Source organism: Kitasatospora sp. NPDC096140, assembly GCF_040303045.1.
Classification (GTDB): domain Bacteria; phylum Actinomycetota; class Actinomycetes; order Streptomycetales; family Streptomycetaceae; genus Kitasatospora.
Genome location: NZ_JBEOUW010000018.1, coordinates 135,318 through 153,210, shown reverse-complemented (window position 1 = coordinate 153,210; position 17,893 = coordinate 135,318). Strand labels below are relative to the sequence as shown.

The 17,893-nt window shown below is 74.5% G+C and carries 13 protein-coding genes; 8 read left to right on the top strand and 5 right to left on the bottom strand.

Annotated elements, in window-relative coordinates; genetic code table 11:
- Positions 1–3: 3 nt before the first annotated feature.
- On the bottom strand, positions 4–1,797 hold the full coding sequence (locus ABT048_RS20585) for an RNA ligase family protein (protein ID WP_350522870.1): 1,794 nt from the start codon (positions 1,795–1,797) through the stop codon (positions 4–6).
- Between the two features lie 226 nt (positions 1,798–2,023).
- On the opposite strand from ABT048_RS20585, the gene ABT048_RS20580 reads away from it, so the two are divergent.
- From ABT048_RS20580 to ABT048_RS20570, 3 genes are all read left to right on the top strand, one after another.
- On the top strand, positions 2,024–2,809 hold the full coding sequence (locus ABT048_RS20580; RefSeq protein ID WP_350522869.1) for a class I SAM-dependent methyltransferase: 786 nt from the start codon (positions 2,024–2,026) through the stop codon (positions 2,807–2,809).
- Positions 2,810–2,930: 121 nt separating this feature from the next.
- Positions 2,931–4,277 (top strand): DUF2254 domain-containing protein, encoded by a 1,347-nt coding sequence (locus ABT048_RS20575; RefSeq protein ID WP_350522868.1) that lies wholly within the window; start codon positions 2,931–2,933, stop codon positions 4,275–4,277.
- A 48-nt stretch (positions 4,278–4,325) separates the two neighbouring features.
- Positions 4,326–4,961: a hypothetical protein gene (locus ABT048_RS20570; RefSeq protein ID WP_350522867.1), complete on the top strand. Its 636-nt coding sequence runs from the start codon at positions 4,326–4,328 to the stop codon at positions 4,959–4,961.
- Between the two features lie 213 nt (positions 4,962–5,174).
- Here the strand turns inward: ABT048_RS20570 and ABT048_RS20565 are convergent, their stop codons facing one another.
- Positions 5,175–7,013 carry a glycoside hydrolase family 15 protein gene (locus ABT048_RS20565; protein WP_350522866.1) on the bottom strand — a complete coding sequence of 613 codons (1,839 nt, stop codon included), beginning with the start codon at positions 7,011–7,013 and terminating at the stop codon, positions 5,175–5,177.
- Between the two features lie 467 nt (positions 7,014–7,480).
- Here ABT048_RS20565 and ABT048_RS20560 point away from each other — a divergent pair, with 467 nt between their 5' ends.
- From ABT048_RS20560 to ABT048_RS20545, 4 genes are all read left to right on the top strand, one after another.
- Positions 7,481–8,170, top strand: coding sequence for a GOLPH3/VPS74 family protein (locus ABT048_RS20560; protein WP_350522865.1), 690 nt, complete (start codon positions 7,481–7,483; stop codon positions 8,168–8,170).
- A 503-nt stretch (positions 8,171–8,673) separates the two neighbouring features.
- On the top strand, positions 8,674–10,272 hold the full coding sequence (locus ABT048_RS20555; protein ID WP_502894044.1) for a carbohydrate binding domain-containing protein: 1,599 nt from the start codon (positions 8,674–8,676) through the stop codon (positions 10,270–10,272).
- Between the two features lie 223 nt (positions 10,273–10,495).
- The gene (locus tag ABT048_RS20550) at positions 10,496–11,824 is read left to right on the top strand and encodes a preATP grasp domain-containing protein (RefSeq protein ID WP_350522863.1); all 1,329 of its coding nucleotides are present in this window, start codon (positions 10,496–10,498) and stop codon (positions 11,822–11,824) included.
- 38 nt (positions 11,825–11,862) lie between these two features.
- Positions 11,863–12,813: a quinone oxidoreductase family protein gene (locus tag ABT048_RS20545; protein WP_350522896.1), complete on the top strand. Its 951-nt coding sequence runs from the start codon at positions 11,863–11,865 to the stop codon at positions 12,811–12,813.
- 104 nt (positions 12,814–12,917) lie between these two features.
- On the opposite strand, the gene ABT048_RS20540 is transcribed toward ABT048_RS20545, so the two are convergent.
- From ABT048_RS20540 to ABT048_RS20530, 3 genes are read right to left on the bottom strand one after another with little or no spacing between them, the layout of a single operon-like run.
- On the bottom strand, positions 12,918–13,448 hold the full coding sequence (locus ABT048_RS20540) for a MaoC family dehydratase (RefSeq protein WP_350522862.1): 531 nt from the start codon (positions 13,446–13,448) through the stop codon (positions 12,918–12,920).
- 18 nt (positions 13,449–13,466) lie between these two features.
- Positions 13,467–14,702 (bottom strand): aminotransferase class I/II-fold pyridoxal phosphate-dependent enzyme, encoded by a 1,236-nt coding sequence (locus ABT048_RS20535; RefSeq protein WP_350522861.1) that lies wholly within the window; start codon positions 14,700–14,702, stop codon positions 13,467–13,469.
- Between the two features lie 2 nt (positions 14,703–14,704).
- Positions 14,705–15,712, bottom strand: a complete 1,008-nt coding sequence (locus ABT048_RS20530) for an HpcH/HpaI aldolase/citrate lyase family protein (RefSeq protein ID WP_350522860.1) — start codon at positions 15,710–15,712, stop codon at positions 14,705–14,707.
- Positions 15,713–15,951: 239 nt separating this feature from the next.
- Between ABT048_RS20530 and ABT048_RS20525 the strand changes: the two genes are divergently transcribed.
- On the top strand, positions 15,952–17,817 hold the full coding sequence (locus ABT048_RS20525; protein ID WP_350522859.1) for an nSTAND1 domain-containing NTPase: 1,866 nt from the start codon (positions 15,952–15,954) through the stop codon (positions 17,815–17,817).
- Positions 17,818–17,893: the final 76 nt, after the last annotated feature.

Here is a 17,893-nt window from a genome sequence, read left to right as displayed (position 1 = left end):
TCCTCAGTCCTCCTCGGCGTCGAGCGTGCCCGCCGTGTCTTCCACGGTGCCACCGGCGCCGACGTACCAGGTGCGGTGCGCCTGGCCGGCGTGCGGCGGGCTGAAGCGGTGCAGCTGTGCGGTCAGCACGTCGGCCGGCACCGGGTGCGGCCGGACGGCGTTGCGGCGCAGCAGTTCGTCCTCGTCGACCACCAGCACCACCTGGGTGACCAGGGCGTCGCGGCGCTGCGCGACGGCGTGGACGTGGGAGCGCTGCTGCCGGTTGAGGGAGGTGGCGTCCCAGACGACGGTGGCACCAAAGGAACCAGAGGCCTCAGAGGCACCGGACGGGCCGAACGCACCGGGCGCACCCGGTGAGCCCGGGGCGGCGAGGGCCGCGTCCAGCCGGGCCAGGCCCTCGCGCAGCACCACGGCGTTGTCGCGCTGGTCGGCGCGCGAGCCCCGGGCGGCGCGCAGGTCGTCCAGGCTGATCCGGGTGCCGACACCGGTCAGCCCGGCGGCGAAGGTGCTCTTGCCGCTGCCGGACGGGCCGCACAGGTGCAGCAGCCGGGGGAAGCGGCCGTCCCGCAGGCGCCAGGTGGCCGCGACGGCCTCCTCCGCGGTGGAGATCCTGCCCCGTGCGTACGCCTCGCGGGCCTGCGCCCAGCAGCGGTCGGCGGCGTCCCGGTCGAGCCCGGCCAGGGCCTCGCGCAGGCCGCTGCGCAGCCGGGCGAGCGGCCCGCCGTCGTCGTCGAGCAGCCCGGCGTCCTCGGCGTGCAGGGCCGACCAGGCGACCTGCTCGCGCTCCGCCGCCCCCGGGGCGGCGGCCGCGGCGACGGCGTGCAGCACGCCGAGGTCGGCGGCGCAGGACAGCCGGACCAGCCCGGCGCGGCGGTCCTCGTCCGGGTACGGCCGGTGCAGGCCGGGGTGCAGCGCGACCAGGTCGGCGACCCTCCGGGCCAGCGGCAGACCGAGCGGCCCGGCCAGCCGCGCCGCCGGGTACTGCCGGGGCCCGGCGCGCAGCACGGTGGCGAGCACCCCGGCCAGCCGGGCGTCCCCGCCGCGGCCGAGCTCGTCCAGCCGGGCCGACACCTCCGCCGGCTCCTCCGGCCGGCAGGACAGTTCGGGGAGCCCCAACGCGGCCGCCAGGGCGGACAGTTCGGGCAGCGCACCGGACCGTACGGACCACAGCGCGGCAGCCGGTCCGAGCCCGTTCTCCACCACGGCGGCGTGCATCCAGTGCGTGTCGGTGCGCACGTGGTGCGGGCGGACCCACTTGGCGACCCGCTCGCCGAACTCCCCCCGGGCGAAGCCCCGGACGGTCCGGACGACGTAGCCCTCCTGCCGGTCCAGGTCCAACCTCAGGGCGCGCAGGGCGCGTTCGTCGTAGCGGCCGCGCCACAGCACCCGGGGCGCCGGGACGCCGAGGCGGCGCAGGAAGCGGACGGTGTCGTCCCAGTCCAGGCAGTGGTCGCGGTCGGTCCACACCGAGAAGCCGTAGAACCAGCTCTCCAGGTCGGTGTACGGGATCGAGTGCCGGGCGAACAGGTTCTCGCCGCAGATCCGCCAGCCGTCCGGGATCCGCCCGCCGATCCGGCCCTGCAGGCCCTTCACCCAGGCGCGGGAGGGGTGGTGGGCCGAGTCCAGCGAGCGGGCGTGCAGGCCGTCGGAGTAGAGGGTGGTGTTCTCGCCGTCGAGCTTCTCGGTGACGACGACCTCGGCACCGGTCAGCGCGGTGAGGTCCCCGGTCCGTACGTCGTCCGCCGCCGCCCCGGGTGACCAGGGAAGATGCGGAGTCCGGGGGTAGTGCACGCGCATGGCTGGGGCTCCTGTGAGGGTGGTTGATCCGGCGGACACTGTAGGAGCGGCCGTCGCGCGCGGGCCACCGAATTAGCGCGGGGCGCGGCCACCCGGCGCGGCCACCCGGCGCCTTCGCCTGTGCGCCGCTGCGGCGACACGCGGGCAGGAACGTCCCTGCACGTACGCGGCCGTCGGCCGGGGTGCAATGGGCGCGCCCCACACGTCGTCAGAGGGAGGCCGCCCGGTGGAGACGAGGACGAGGGACGCGGATCCGGTCCGCGTACTGGACGTGGCGAGCGCCGACTACCGACGGGTGTTCGAGCTGTTCCTCGCCGGGACGGACGAGAAGCCTCTCACCCACGCCCGGCTGAGCGAACTCGTCGCCGCCCTGCCGCACCGCCGGGTCCTGCTGGACCTGGGAGCGGGCGACGGCCGCACCACCGCCCACCTGGCCCGGTCCTTCGACCGGACGGTGGCCGTCGAGCCCAGCGCCGCGATGCGCGAGAAGCTCCGCACCACCTGCCCCGACGCCCTCGTCCTCCCGGACCGGCTCGACCGCGTCCGGCCGCCGGAGCCCGCCGACCTCGTCCACCTCTCGCACGTGCTCTACTACGTGCCCGAGCCGGACTGGCCCGCCACCGTCACCCGCGCCCTCGACTGGACGGCCCCCGGCGGCACCCTGCTGGTCGTCCTGCAGAACCCCGAGAGCCCGTGCATGCGGATGGCCGCCCACTTCACCGGCGTGCGTTACGACCTGGGCCCCCTCGTCGACCTCCTGCGCGAACGGCACCCGGCGGACGACGTCACCCTGGAGACCCTCGACCTCCACTACCGCACGCCCCACCTCGCCGAGGCCGTGGACGTCGCCGAGTTCATGGTCAACGTCGCCGACCTCGCCACCCTCGACCCACGCCCCTCCCGCGCCGCCCTGACCGCCTACGTCCGGGACCACTTCGCCCGCCCGGACGGCACCTACGCCATCGGCCACACCCAGGACATGCTGATCGCCCGCCGCACCCCCGCCGCCTGACCGCCCGGGCCCGCCCCCCCGGACCCCCACCCCGTACCCCGCCCTCCCGTCACCTGCACGTCCGAGTGTTTAGGGTGGATTCGTCCGGTCGGCGCCGGAGCGGAGCGACGGAGGTGGTGGCGTGATCCGTGGGGTCCACCTGGAGGCGCAGTGGCGCCGGGAGGCGCTGCGGACGAACCTGTGGGTCGTGCCGGTCCTGGAGGTCGTGCTCGCCGCGCTGCTGTTCGTCGTCACCTGGTCCCTGGACCGGGCCGCCTACCGGGGGGACGTGGACCTGCCGTCCTGGGTCGTCAGCGGCACCGCCGACGCCGCCCGGCAGATCCTCGCCGCCATCGCGGCGGCCCTGATCACCGTCGTGGGCGTGGTGTTCTCGATCATGATCGTGACGCTGACCCTGGCCTCCACCCAGTTCGGCCCGCGCATGCTGCGGACCTTCATCCGGGACCGCACCACCCAGCTGACCCTGGGCACCCTCGTCGGCACGTTCGTGTACGCGATGCTCTCGTTGGTCGTCATCGGACCGGCCTCGCACGGCGACCTCGTGCCGCACCTGTCCATCACCGTCTGCATGGCACTGGTGATGGCCGACGTGGCCGTGCTGATCTACTTCATCCACCACATCGCCACGTCGATCCAGCTGCCCAGGGTCATCGCCAGCATCGCGGCCGAGCTCTCCGAGGCGATCGAGGCGGGGGCGGGCGAACCGGAGCGGGCCGCAGGGGCCACCGCCGGGCCCTCGGCGGCCGAACTGCACGCAAGGCTCGACCGCTCGGGCGCGGCCGTCCCGGCGCCGGCCAGCGGCTACCTGCAGTTCGTCCGGCACCGCACGCTGGTGCGGATGGCGACGGAGCTCGATGCCGTCATCCGGTTGGACCACCGGCCCGGACACTTCCTGGTGCAGGGGCACCCGCTCGCCACGGTCTGGCCCGCCGAGGCGGCGCCCGAGGTGGCCCGGAGCTTCGCCCGCGCCCACATCACCGGCTCGACCCGGACGCTCGCCCAGGACATCGCCTTCGCCGTCGACCAGCTGGTGGAGATCGCCATCCGGGCGCTGTCCACCGCCGTGAACGACACCTTCACCGCCCTGACCTGCGTCGACTGGCTCGGCGAGGGCCTGTGCCGGGTCGCCGCGGGCTGGCACCCGAACCCGGTCCACCGGGACGCCGGCGGGCACATCCGGGTGATGACCGTCCCCGTGAGCTACGAGCGGCTGGTCCAGCGGGCCTTCGAGAAGATCCGCCAGGCCGCCGCCGGCATGCCCGCCGTGCTGATCCGCCAGCTCGACGTCCTCGCGGAGATCATGTCGGAGACGACGACCGAGCAGCAGCGCGAGGTGCTCCTCGCCCAGGCCGGGATGATCGAACGCCTCGGCCGCGAGTCGGTGTCCGAACCGGCCGACCGCGACGACGTGCACCGCCGCTACCTGGCCGTCCTCGCCGTCCACGCCGACCTCACCGGGCGGGGCTGAACGGCGCCCGAGGCGGCCGGGCGGGCGGCGGCGTCCAAGGGGGTTCAGGTGCACCAGAACAGCAGCCGGGTGCAGCTCGGTGTGGCCGTCGGGCCGGTCGGGTGCTGGGTGGGGGAGGTCGGCGGGACGGGGCCGGTGTTCGGCGGGGGCGTGCTCGGGGCGGGCTTCGCGGGCGGGTCCGCCGGAACCGGGGCGGCGGACACGGTCGGGCCCGAGGGGGACGTCGCGGTCGGGGCGGTGCCGGACGGTCTGGGCCGGGTGGTGGTGGCCGACGGCTGCGGGCGGGCCGTGGCGGTGGCCGTCGTGGTGGCCGGCGCCGGTGCGGCCGGGGCGCCGGGGGTGGCCGCGGTGTGCTGCGAGGGCGATTCGGCGCCCGCGGAGGCCGGGGCCACCGCACCGTCCGAGTTGCCGCCGGACAGCACGACGGCGGCCAGTCCGCAGACCACCACCCCGGCGGCCGACACGGCCAGCACCGTGCCCCGCGGCCTGCCCTGCCGCCGCCGGGCCGAGCGCCGTCCGGACTGGCGTGCCGACCGGCGTGGCGGTGCGGACGCGTCGGCGGAGCCCTCGCCCGGTGGCGTGGGCCGCGGGCCCGCCGCCTCCCCGGTCGTGGGTTCGGCGGCCCGGCCGCAGCCGGGGCAGGAGAGCGCGCCGTTGAGGTGGCGTCGGCAGGGCGTGCAGTAACTCATGGGATCTCTTCGGTAGGTGCGGCATGACCTGGATCCCGACGGTGACTGCCACGCCCCCCGCAGGCCGGGCCGGATCGGATGCGAGCGTACGCAGATCAAGCCGGTCCGCGACACCCGCGCGGCGCGAGGCTTCTGCGCGGGTCGGGTGTGGTTCGTGTGACGGTGGATGACGCGTGTGACGCCCGTGCCGGTTTCCGCGGGGCGGCCGTCAGCCCAGGGCGCGGTCCAGGTTGAAGGCGGCGCTGATCAGCGACAGGTGGGTGAACGCCTGGGGGAAGTTGCCGAGTTGTTCGCCGGTCCGGCCGATCTCCTCCGCGAACAGGCCCACGTGGTTGGCGTAGGTGAGCATCTTCTCGAAGGCCAGCCGGGCCTCCTCCAGCCGGCCCGCCCGGGCCAGCGCCTCGACGTACCAGAAGGAGCAGATCGAGAACGTGCCCTCGGAGCCCTGCAGGCCGTCCGGACTGGCCGCCGGGTCGTAGCGGTACACCAGGGAGTCGGAGACCAGGTCCGAGGTGAGCACGTCCAGGGTGGAGAGCCACTTGGGGTCGGTGGGCGAGACGAACTTGGCCATCGGCATCATCAGCAGGGACGCGTCGAGCACCTCGTCGTCCAGCCCCTGGACGAACGCGCCGCGCTCGGTCGACCAGCCGCGGTCCATGATCTGCCGGTAGATCGTGTCGCGGGTCCGGCGCCAGCGCAGCAGGTCGGCGGGGAGGCCGCGCCGGTTCGCGATCCGGATCGCCCGTTCCAGCGCGACCCAGCACATCAGCCGCGAGTACACGAAGTCGCGCCGCCCGGCCCTGGTCTCCCAGACCCCCTCGTCGGGCTGGTCCCAGTGGTCGCAGAGCCAGTCCACCACGCCGCCGACCTCGTCCCAGTGGCCGCTGCTGATCGGCTGCCCCCACTTGTCGTAGAGGTAGACCGAGTCGATCAGGGCGCCGTAGATGTCCAGTTGGAGCTGCCCGGTGGCGGCGTTCCCCACCCGCACCGGCGCGGAACCGAGGTGGCCCTCCAGGTGGGACAGCTCCCGCTCGGGCAGCTCGCGGCGCCCGTCGATGCCGTACATGATCTGCAGCGGACCGGTGTCCCCGGTGCCCCGCATGATCCCGTGCTCGGAGATGAAGCCCATGAACGCCTCGGCCTCCGAGGTGAAGCCCAGACGGAGCATGGCGTAGATGCAGAAGGCCGCGTCGCGCACCCAGACGTAGCGGTAGTCCCAGTTGCGCTCGCCGCCGACCTGCTCGGGCAGGCTGGTGGTCGGCGCGGCGACGATCGCGCCGGTGGGCGCGTAGGTGAGCAGCTTCAGCACCAGGGCCGAGCGGTGCACCATCTCCCGCCACCGCCCGTGGTACTGCGACTGGTGCAGCCAGCGGCGCCAGAACCGGACGGTGGCCTCGAACTGCTGCTGCGCCTCCCAGGCGGGGCACGCCCGCGGGCCCACGTCGGCGCTCACCCGGTCGAGGGCGAACACCGCGGACTCGCCCTCCAGCAGTTTGAACCGCGCGGACACGTCGACGCCGTCGGTCTCGACCGGCACGGTGGCGGTCAGTGCCACCGACAGCCCGGCGGAGTGGAACACCGCGTGGCCGTCCCGGAGTTCGACCGTGTGCGGCTCCGCCCCGTAGCCGAACCGCGGGGCGACCTTCGCCCGGAACGGGAGCACCCCGCGGACGCAGATCACCCGCCGGATCAGCCGGTGGCGGTCCGCCTCGCGGGACTCGTCGACGACGGGCATGACGTCCTGGATCTCCGCCACGCCGTCCGCGGCGAAGAACCGCGTGATCAGGACGTTGGTGTCGGGGAAGTAGAACTGCCGGGTGCGGGACGGCACGTCCGCGGACAGTTCGAAGCTGCCGCCCCGGTCGGCGTCGAGGACGGACGCGAAGATGCTGGGCGCGTCGAAGCGCGGGCAGCAGTACCAGTCGATGGTGCCGTCGGTGGCGACGAGCGCGGCGGTACGGAGATCACCGATCAGGCCGTGCTCGGAGATCGGCAGGTACCGGGCACGGCTCAGCTCGCCGAATCCGCCGTTGCCGTTCTGAGCCATGGCGGCCTCCTCACCCGTTGGCGCGGGGTGGCGCCGGGTATCGAGCCGAATGTCTCGTTTCATGCTAGATCGCCGGGCGCCGGGACGCCGAAGCGAAGCCGGCTGCGCCCGGTGGCGCAGAGCGAACGGTCGGCACGGGGTGTGTACGGAGTGTGTGCAGGAGGTCCCCGCTGCCGGGCGGGGCCGGTCGCGCGGGATCCGCTGCTCCCGGGAGCGACGGTCTGCGGGTTCGGGAGGATCGGACCGCCGCCTGTGACGACGTCAGAACCTGGTGCTCACTCATCGGCACCGTGGCGTCGACCCCGCCCCGCTCGAACACCGGGCGCCCGCGCGACGTAGGCTGCGGGGCTCGGGCCGGGCGGGTGGGAACCGGGCTTCCGGTGCACGCGTTCCGGCTGAGGACACCCGGGTGCGGCGGCCGTCGAGCCGCTGCCGGGTGGCCGGTTCGCACAGGGAAAGGAATGCACATGCACGTCACCCTCGCCGAGGAGCTGATGCTGCTCTCGCTGGACGACGAGTCCGGCGTGGCGAAGGACGGTTCGAGCGCCGGGTGGGCGGCGGCGGGAGGCCTGCTCGCCGACCTCGCGCTGGCCGGGCGGATCGCGGTCGACGAGGGCCGGCTCGCCGTCACCGACCGGACCCCGACCGGTGAGCCGCTGCTCGACGAGTGCCTGGAGCGGCTCGCCGCATGGGTCGAGCGCAAGGCCCCCGGCAAGGCGAAGGCGGCGGACTGGCTCACCAAGGACCACCCCGTGGCGGTCCGCTCCGCGGTGCAGCGGCTGTGCGAACGCGGTCTGGTCGTCGAGGAGCGCCGCCGGGTCCTCGGCCTCTTCCCGGTCCGCCGCTACCCGGAGGCGGACGGCTCCGTCGAGCGTGAACTCCGCGCGCGGCTGGCCGGCGTGATCCGGCACCACGCGACCCCGGACGTCCGCACCGCGACCCTGATAGCCCTGCTGCACGCGGCCCGGCTGCACGGCCTGGCGTTCCCCGACCTCCCGCGTGCGCGGGTCGAGCTGCGCTTCGGGGAGATCGCCGCGGGTGACTGGGCGGGCGAGTCCGTCGGCCAGGCGATCCGGAACATGCAGGTCGCCATTGCGGCCATCACCGCCGTGACCGTCGCCACGGCGGCCACGGCCGCCACCGTGGCCGCCGGCTGACGGTCGCCGGCTGACGGCTGACGGCTGACGGTCCGACGGCTGACGGTCCGACGGCCCCCGGGCCCGCCCCCGCGTCGGGGCGGGCCCGGTCCTGTTCCCGGGGCGGCCCGCCGCCCGGGGCGGTCCGGCCGCCGCCCTCCGGCGGGAGCCTCAAGTGGTCCAGGCCTACTGCAATTGGTCCAGACCTATTGACGGGCCCGGGCGCCCCTCCTACGATCCCGTCCGGCACAGCCCCACATGTCCCCACCTCACCCAGAGCCGGGCGTCACGCCCCCACGCGCTGGTCATGCCCATGGCGCTCGGCGGGAAGGGAGCACAGCATGTTCCGTCGGAAGTCGCGTACGCCACGCCCGTCGGGCGGGTCCCGCCCCTGTCCGGATCCCGGCCGCGTCGACGGCGACCGGGCCGGGGCCGAACCGCACCGCGCGCCGCGCCCGCAGCGGGCGGCCGTGCAGCGCGCACCGCGGGTGAACCGGGCGGGCCGCACCGGGCACGGGCCGACCGTGCTGCGGCGCTCACTCGCCGGGGCGAGCGCCGCCGCCCTGATCGGTGCCGGCATCGCCGTGGTCGGCTCCGTCACGGCCGGGGCCGCCACCACCAACCTGGTGGCGAACCCCGGATTCGAGAACGGGCTCTCCGGCTGGACCTGCTCCGGTGGCTCCGGTGCGGCCGTCGGCAGTCCGGTCCACTCGGGCGCCGCCGCGCTCAAGGCCACGCCGGCCGGCTCGGACGACGCCCAGTGCACCCAGACCGTCAGCGTGCGGCCCGACTCCCAGTACACGCTGAGCGCCTACGTCCAGGGCAGTTACGTCTACCTCGGCGCCACCGGCACCGGCATCACCGGCACGCCGTCCACCTGGACGCCGAACAACGCCTCGTACGGCCTGCTCAGCGTCGGCTTCACCACCGGGCCGAACACCACCTCGGTGACCGTCTACCTGCACGGCTGGTACGGGCAGCCCGCGTACTACGCGGACGACGTCTCGCTCACCGGCCCCGGCGGCAGCAGCCCCACGCCCACCGCGACCACGCCCACGACGACCCCGCCCACCACACCGCCGCCGACCACCACCCCGCCGACCACGCCGCCGCCCACGTCGACCCCGCCGACGACCCCGCCGCCCACCACCACCCCGCCGGGCGGCGACACCTGCCCCACGAAGCCCCGGCCGTCCGGCAAGGTCCTGCAGGGCTACTGGGAGAACTGGGACGGCGCCGCGAACGGCGTCCACCCCGGCATGGGCTGGGTGCCCATCACGGACAGCCGGATCGCCGCGCACGGCTACAACGTCATCAACGCCGCCTTCCCGGTGATCCTCTCGGACGGCACCGTCCTGTGGCAGGACGGCATGGACGCCGGCGTCAAGGTCTCGACCCCCGCCGAGATGTGCCGGGCCAAGGCCGCCGGGGCGACCGTCCTGATGTCGATCGGCGGTGCCGCCGCCGGCATCGACCTGAGCTCCGGCGCCGTCGCCGACCGGTTCGTGGCGACCGTCGTCCCGATCCTCCAGAAGTACAACTTCGACGGGATCGACATCGACATCGAGACCGGCCTGTCCGGCAGCGGCAGCATCGGCACGCTGTCCGCGTCCCAGGCCAACCTGGTGCGCATCATCGACGGCGTGCTGGCCCGGATGCCCGCGGGCTTCGGCCTGACGATGGCCCCCGAGACCGCGTACGTCACCGGCGGCAGCGTCACCTACGGCTCGATCTGGGGCGCCTACCTGCCGATCATCAAGAAGTACGCCGACAACGGGCAGCTGTGGTGGCTGAACATGCAGTACTACAACGGCAGCATGTACGGCTGCTCCGGCGACTCCTACCAGGCCGGCACCGTCCAGGGCTTCACCGTGCAGACCACGTGCCTGAACAACGGCCTGACCATCCAGGGCACCACCGTCAAGGTGCCCTACGACAAGCAGGTGCCCGGCCTGCCGGCCCAGCCCGGCGCGGGCGGCGGCTACCTGGACCCGGGCCTGGTCGGGCAGGCGTGGAACGCCTTCGGCGGTTCACTGAAGGGGCTGATGACCTGGTCGGTCAACTGGGACGGCTCCAAGGGCTGGACCTTCGGCGACAACGTCCGCTCCCTGCAACGTCGTTGAGCACCCGCTGACCGAACGGGACGGGCCGCCCCGGCCACCGGTGCTCCGAGGTGGCCGGGGCAGCCCGCCCCGGAGCGGCGCCGCCGGTTGTTCGGCGTTTTGTTCAATGACCGAGGGCCGAACCAGAACAACCCCGGTGCGCTACACCAGTAGCGCACGCCACACCCGTGCCGTGCGTGGGGCCAGGGCCGCAACAGCGCCGAACGCCGGGAGAGTCCACCAGATGACGACGCTCTGCATCGCGAACAACCGCACCGAGGAGATGGTCGGGGACCTCACCGGGATGACGCCGCTGGAGCAGCGGTTCGCCGGGTGCGGGGCGCAGCGGATGCTCTGGTGGGCCGAGGACGGCGACGTCCTGGTGCTGCCCTGGGGTCCGGACCCGGAGTACCTGGCGTACGTCACCGGGCTGACCGGCGTACGGGCCGACAGCCTGACCTTCGTGGTGCCGCCGCCGGGCGCCGAGGGCGACCAGATGCTCACCACCGACCGCCTGGCGGACCCGGGCTTCCGGGCGGAGCTGCGCCGCGTCCTGGACGGCCGCACCGTCGAGGAGGTGCTGGCGATCTCGCCGAACGGTGCGGTGGCCGACCTGGCGGCCGCGCTCGGCCTCGCGCACGCCATGCCCGGTCAGCCCTTCGCGGCCCAGGGCGGCAACGCGCTGGTCAACAGCAAGGCCGGGTTCCGGGCGGTGGCCGCCGGTACCGGGGTGCCGATCCCGCCCGGGCGGGTGGCCGGCTCGCCCGCGGAGGTCGAGGCGGCCGTCGAGGACCTGCTGGCGCAGGGGCACAGCGTGATGGTGAAGGTCGAGTTCCAGGCGGGCGGGTTCGGCAACGAGGTCCTCTCCCGGGACGAGCGGGTGGAGGTGGCGGCCGGTGCCGAACGGGTCGTCCCGCTGCCGGACCGGGCGGCGGTGGCCGCGTACGTGGCCGAGCGGTGGACCTGGCTGACCGGCGGCCGCGGCCAACGGGTCGTGGTGGAGCGGTACTTCACCGACTCCGCGGCGCTGTACGCCCAGTTCCTGGTCGACGACGCGGCCGTGGTGCTCTCCGGCTGCGGCGAGATGGTCATGCAGCCGGTGGTGATCGGGGAGATCACCCCGCCGGTCACCCCGGACGCCGACGTCCGGGCCGAACTCGTCGCGCAGGGAGCCCGGTTGTGCGAGGCGCTGCGGGTGATCGGCTACCGCGGCACGGTCAGCGCGGACGCCGTGCTGACCCCCAAGGGCGAGATCTACTTCCACGAGACCAACGGGCGGCTCACCGGCTCCAGCCACCTGCACGACGCCTTCTTCGGCCGCCTGCTGCGCGAGGAGCACCGCGGCTCGCGCTACATCCTGGAGCTCGCCGGCCTCAAGGTGCCCTCCTTCGCGGCGGCCGTGACGGCGATCGCCGACGCCGGGCTGGCCTTCGACCCGCGGACCGGCACCGGCGTGGTCTACAGCTGCGACTTCGCGCCCGCCGACGGCTCGGTGATGTACTGCGTGCTCGCCGAGACCCCGGAAGCCACCCGTGCCCTGGAGGCCCGGCTGCTCGCGCTCTTCGCCGGATGAGACCGCAAGTGATGAGACCGGAGGCGGCCGTGGGCGGGATGCGTGCGACGGTGATCCACCGCTACGGCGGGCCGGAGGAGTTCCGCACCGAGACGGTGCCGGAACCGGTGGCCGGGCCGGGCCAGGTGCTGATCGACGTCACCCTGGCCGGGCTCAACTACGCCGACCTGCACTGCCGCACCGGCGAGTACGCGCGCTACCCGCTGCCGGCGGTGCTCGGCGCCGACGTGGTCGGGCGGCGGCGCGGGGACGGGCGGCGGGTCGCCGCGCTGCTGCGCGCCGGGGGCGGGTACGCCGGGGTGGCCCGCGCCGAGGCGGCGCACACGGTGGAGGTGCCGGACGGCGTCGGCGACGAGCAGGCGCTCGCACTGCTGGAACAGGGCGCGACGGCGTACGGCGCGCTGACCCTGGCCGGGCGGCTGCGGCCGGGCGAGAACGTCGCGGTGACCTCCGCCGCCGGCGGGGTCGGGCACCTGGCGGTGCAGCTGGCCCGGGAGTTGGGCGCGGGGCGGGTGACCGCGCTGGCCTCGACGCCGGAGAAGCGGGCGTTCGCCCGCTCGCTGGGTGCCGATGCGGCCCTCGACCCGGCGGAGCCCGACCTGGCCGAGCGGCTGGCGCGGTCGGGCGGGGTGGACCTGTTCGTGGACCTGGTCGGCGGCCCGGTGCTGCGCGCCGGGCTGGCCGCACTGGCGCCGTTCGGGCGGCTGCTGTCGGTCGGGGCCCGGGGCGGGCCGGAGGAGAGCTTCTCGGTGGACGAGCTGGCCGACCGCTCGGCGGGGCTGGCGGCCTTCTGGCTCCAGCACGTCCTGGCCGACCGGGTGCTGTTCACCGGCATCGCCGAGCAGCTGTTCCGGCTCGCCGCCGAGCGACGTCTGGTGGCGCGGATCGACCGGACCGTACCGCTGTCCGGGATCGCCGCGGCGCACCGGGCGCTGGCCGCGCGGGAGACCATGGGCAAGGTGCTGGTGGACGTCCGCCGCGAGGACTGAGCCGCGGCGCGCGCCGGGCCCGACAGCGCACTGTCGGGCCCGGGGCGCGGCCGGCTCCCCGGGGCGGCCGGTACCCGCAGGCGGCCGGTTCCCCGCGGGGACGGTCAGTACCCGGCGACCTCGTCCAGGCCGTGGCCGCGCAGCGGGACGAGGAAGCTGCGTTCGAAGACCACCACGACCTCGCCGGTGGACTTCGTCCCGGTGGTCCGGCAGCTCACGATGCCCTGCCCCTCGCGGCTCTTGGACAGCCGCTTGGCGAGGGTCTCGGTCTCCGCGTAGAGGGTGTCGCCGGTGAACACCGGGTGGGTCATCCGGATGTTCTCCCAGCCCAGGTTGGCGATGGTGCGCCCGCTCGTCGAGCGGGCGGTCATCCCGCCGACGATGCTGAGCGTCACCAGGCTGGAGACGATCGGCCGCCCCCAGGGGGTGTGCGCGCTGTAGGCGGCGTCGATGTGCAGCGGGGCGTCGTTCATGCTCAGCATGCTCATCAGCACGTTGTCGAGCTCGGTGACGGTCCGCCCGGGGCGGTGCTCGACCACCTCGCCGACCTCGAACTCCTCGTAGTAGCGCCCGACCACCTCGCGGTAGCGGCGCTCGCCGATCCGCCGGTAGCCGGCGGGCTCGGTTGCGTCCATGGCGACTGCCCCCAAGTCCTAGAGATCGGCGGTGAGTTCCTTGACGTGGCCGGCGAACTCGCGGATCAGCCGCTCGTCCATGTCGGCGCGCATCATCAGCCGGAGGCCGGCCTCGCCCTTGGGTACGATCGGGAAGAACACCGCGGAGCTGTAGAAGCCGCGCTCGAAGAGCTGGGCGGACAGCTTGACCGCCCGCTCGGCGTCGCCGACGTCGACCCGGCGCACCGGCAGGCCGTTGCCCGCGAAGGTGGTCGGCAGCAGCTCGTCGAAGAGGTCGATGTTGCGGTTCAACTTCGCCTGGAGGTCGGCCAGTTCGGGTGACCGATGGATGGCGGCGCTGCCCAGCGAGGCGCCGACCAGCGGCAGCGCGACGTTCTGCGACCAGCCGACCGGGCCGGCGTGCCGGTGCAGGAACTCGAACTGCTCGCGGTTGCCGAGCATCGCGACGCCGCCGCCGGTGCCGAAGCCCTTGCCGAGGCTGGCGACGATGACGGTCAGCGGGTTCATCTGCAGCCGGGAGCGGACGAAGCCCTCGCCGCGCTCGCCCATGATGGACAGCGAATGGGAGTCGTCGATGTAGAGGAACAGCCCGTAGCGGTCCTGGAGTTCGAGCAGGCCGTCGAGGGCCGCCGCGCCGCCCATCGAGTACGCGCCGTCGGCCACGTAGGCGACCCGCGGGTACTTGCGGCAGATGTCCTCCAGGTAGTTCAGGTCGTTGTGCGGGCAGGTCAGCACCAGCGACTCGTCGGCGCAGATCGGCTTCACGTACGCCATGCAGAAGTGGCAGAAGCGGTCGAAGACCATCACCCGGGGCCCGCCGCCGCTCCGACAGTCGCCGTCCAGGTGGCCGGAGGCGATCAGCGGCAGGATGCCGGCGGTGAGCGCCGTGCAGGACGCGCCGGGCAGGATGTGCGCGCCGAACAGCTCGCCCAGCTCCTCCTCCAGGCGCACCAGCAGGTTGTGCCGGATCCGGGTGGTCGAGGTGACCAGCCAGGTGCTGCGGGACTCGGCCAGCGCGTCCACCGCGGCGGCCGCGACCGACGGGTGGTTGTTCAGGCCCAGGTACGCGCAGGAGACCATGTTGGCGAACTCGTGGCCGGTCTCGCGGACGATCAGCCGGTTGTTGGACTCCGAGTCCACCGTGATGCCGATCAGGCCGTTGGCGGCGGCGGCCTGCCAGACCGGGTCGGCGCTGGCCAGCATGGCCTCGGCGTTGCGGTACCGGCGCGGGCCGAGGATGGGTTCTTCGGTCATCGTCACTTCTCCGTCGCGTGGTTCGGGGTGTCGGTGGGCGCGTGGCCCGGGGGCGGGCCCTGCCGGTCGCCCTGGGGGTGCTGCGGTCCGGCCGACCGGGGCGAATCCGGGGGCTGGCGCGAATGCGGGGGCCGGGGCGATCCGGCGGGTTCCGGCGGGCCGTCGGGCCTCGGCGGGTCGAACTGCTCGATCAGGCGCTGCGAGGCCTCGAAGAACGGCATGCCGACCATCACCCCGTCCACCACGGTGACCGAGCGGCCGTTCTCCAGACCCGCCGCTACCACCCGGCGGGCGCGTGCCAGCAGCTCCTCGTCCGGGCTGAACGTCTCGTTGATCAGCGCGAGTTGGCGCGGGTGGACGGCGATCTTGCCGCTGAACCCGAAGTCCCGGGCGAGCCCGGCCTCGCGGCGCAGCCCGGCGAGGTCGGTGACCTCGAAGAACGGCGCGTCCATCGCCTCCACCCCCGCGGCGCGGGCGCTGTTGACCACCCGGGCGCGGGCGTGGGCCAGCGCGTCCCAGGAGAGCCTGGCCCCCACCGCGAAGGCGTAGTCGGCCGAGCCGAAGACCAGCCCGCGCAGCCGGTGCCCGGCAGCCGCGATGGCCGGCGCGTGCTCGATACCCAGCGGCGTCTCCACGACGGCCAGGAACTCCGTCTCCGGGCAGTCCCGGCCGAGCGCCCCGGCGGCGATCTCGATGTCGCGGGGCGACTCCGCCATCGGGACCAGTACGAGGTCCGGCTTGACGCGGTACCGGGTGATGGCGATCAGGTCGCGCAGACCGTCCGGGCCGGACAGCGTGTTGATGCGCACCGCGCTGCGCGCGAGCTTGGTCGACGGCAGCGCGAAGAACTCCTCGGCGAGCCGGCGGGCCTCCTCCTTTCGGGCGGGTGGGACCGAATCCTCCAGATCGACCATGGCGATATCGGCCCCGGACTGGTGGCTCTTGGTGTACCGCTCCACCGCCATCGCGGGTGTGGACAGTAGGGAACGGCAGTACCGCGTGAACTTCATGGATGTCTCCGAAGTCAGCGAAGGCTGCGGGTCCCGGTTCTATCCCACCGGCTTTGTTCGGCGCCGTGCGGCTGGACATTGAACATCAACTCGGAACAACCGACCCGCACGCACCATTGTTTGACGCCAACCGTCCTGTGCATGATGAATCACCGGGGGATGGACACGAGCCGCGTGCGACGCGCGTGGACACGTGAGCACAGGTTCAGGACACCACTTCACCGAAGAAGGGGGACGTCGTGCCGCGTCGGGAAAGTCCTCTGGACCCCGGGGACGCGCCGCTGCTGCGGTTCGCAGGCGACCTGCGGGCCCTGCGGGAACGCGCCGGAAGTCCGCCGTACCGTCAACTCGCCGTCCGGGCGCACTGTTCGGCCGCCAGTCTGTCGGTGGCCGCGGGAGGCCGGCGGCTGCCCAGTCTCGCCGTCACCCTCGCCTATGTGCAGGCCTGCGACGGGGACGTGCGGGAGTGGCGGCACCGGTGGCAGTTACTGGCCGCCGAGCTGGCCGCCGAGGCCGCCTCCCGGCGGCGCGCCCAGGACGCCGGGCGCGCCCCCTACCCCGGCGCGGCGGCGTTCGAGGCGGTCGACGCCGAGCGGTTCTTCGGCCGCGAGGCGCTGCTGGACCGGCTGGTCGCCCTGCTGGCCGATCGGCGTCTGGTGATCGTGGCCGGGCCGTCCGGGGCGGGCAAGTCCTCGCTGGTCAGAGCCGGTCTGCTGGCCCGGCTGGGCGGCTCGCCCGCGGTCGGCGCGGCAGTCGGTGCGGCGGCCGGGCGGGGCGGGGCCGGCGGGCGGTCCGGGGCCCGGGGCGGCCCGGGGCGGGCCACGGCCTCCGGCGGCGGTGTCCCGGTGGCGCTGCTGACGCCCGGCGAACGACCCATGGAGGCGTACGCGCTCGCGCTCGCCCGGCTCGGGCAGCGAGCCGGGGAGGCGAGGCGCGACGCGTCCGGACCGACGGCCGGCGACCCGGTGCTCGTGGTGGACCAGGGCGAGCAACTGCTGACCCGCTGCCGGGACTCCGCCGAGCGGGCGCGCTTCCTGGACGCCCTGGTGGCGACGGCCGCGGGCGGTCCGGTCGAGGCCTGGGCCGGGCTGCCGGTGCCGGCCCCGGCCCGCTGCCGGGTGGTGCTGGTGGTCCGCTCGGACCAGAGCGGGCCGCTGCTCGCCGGGCACCCCGGGCTGGCCGACGCCGGGCGTCTCGGCGTGCTGGCGGTGGGGCGCCCGGCGCCGGACGACCTGCGGCGGGCGATCACCGAACCGGCGCTGCGCTCCGGCTGCACCGTCGAGGGCGCCCTGCTGGCCGTCCTCATCTCGACCGCCGCCCAACAGCCGGGCGCGCTCCCGCTGTTGTCCGCGGCGCTGCTGGAGACCTGGCGGCGGCGCAGCGGCAACGCGCTCACCCTGGCCGGATTCCAGGCCACGGGAGGCTTCGAGGGCGCGCTGGCCCGGACGGCGGAGTCGCTGTACAACGGGCTGGAGGCGGCCGACCGGGCGCGGGCGCGGGCGGTGTTCCTGCGGCTCGGCGGGGAGCTGCTGGGCGGGGAGTTGCCCGGGTCCGGAGCGGGCGCGGGCGCGATGGCGCTGGACGACGGGCCGGCGTCCTGCGGCGAGCTGGTGCCGGGCGGTGACGAGGGCACCCGCAAGCCGGTCCGGCGGGCCGAGTTCGACGATCCCGGTGTGCCGGAGGTGCTGGAACGGCTGGTCCGGGCACGGCTGGTGGTGGTGGACCGGGACACCGTCGAGCTGTCCCACCACGCCCTCCCGCAGGCCTGGCCGAGACTGCGCGGGTGGCTGGCGGAGGGACAGGAGGCGCTGGGGGAGCAGCGTCGGCTGACCGCGGCCGCGCGCGGCTGGGCGGCTGCCGACCGGGATCCGGAACTGCTCTACCGCGGCGTCCGGTTGGAGGAGCTCAGACGGCGGGTGGCGGCCGGTGAGCTGGCCGCGGCCGGGGTCGAGCGGGCCTTCCTGGCGGCCTCGGAGCGGGCGGCCGCCGCCGACCGGCGCCGGGCGCAGCGGCAGAACCTGGCGGTGGCGTCGGTCGCCGCGGCGGGCGGGGCGCTGCTGGCCCTGGCCGGCGGGAGCCGGATCCGCCGGGCGTGGCGGTGGTGAGCGCCGGGCGGCGGGAGGGGACGGCCGGGTGGGTCCTGGCCGTAAGCCGAGCGTTGATCGGCTCCGGGGCAAGGGA

What these genes read in the sequence shown, in the direction of transcription:
- ABT048_RS20535 (WP_350522861.1), bottom strand. Translation starts at nt 14,702, where the DNA reads ATGACCGAAGAACCCATCCTCGGCCCGCGCCGGTACCGCAACGCCGAG.
- ABT048_RS20560 (WP_350522865.1), top strand. Translation starts at nt 7,481, where the DNA reads ATGCACGTCACCCTCGCCGAGGAGCTGATGCTGCTCTCGCTGGACGAC.
- ABT048_RS20585 (WP_350522870.1), bottom strand. Translation starts at nt 1,797, where the DNA reads ATGCGCGTGCACTACCCCCGGACTCCGCATCTTCCCTGGTCACCCGGG.
- ABT048_RS20565 (WP_350522866.1), bottom strand. Translation starts at nt 7,013, where the DNA reads ATGGCTCAGAACGGCAACGGCGGATTCGGCGAGCTGAGCCGTGCCCGG.
- ABT048_RS20540 (WP_350522862.1), bottom strand. Translation starts at nt 13,448, where the DNA reads ATGGACGCAACCGAGCCCGCCGGCTACCGGCGGATCGGCGAGCGCCGC.
- ABT048_RS20545 (WP_350522896.1), top strand. Translation starts at nt 11,863, where the DNA reads ATGCGTGCGACGGTGATCCACCGCTACGGCGGGCCGGAGGAGTTCCGC.
- ABT048_RS20530 (WP_350522860.1), bottom strand. Translation starts at nt 15,712, where the DNA reads ATGAAGTTCACGCGGTACTGCCGTTCCCTACTGTCCACACCCGCGATG.
- ABT048_RS20550 (WP_350522863.1), top strand. Translation starts at nt 10,496, where the DNA reads ATGACGACGCTCTGCATCGCGAACAACCGCACCGAGGAGATGGTCGGG.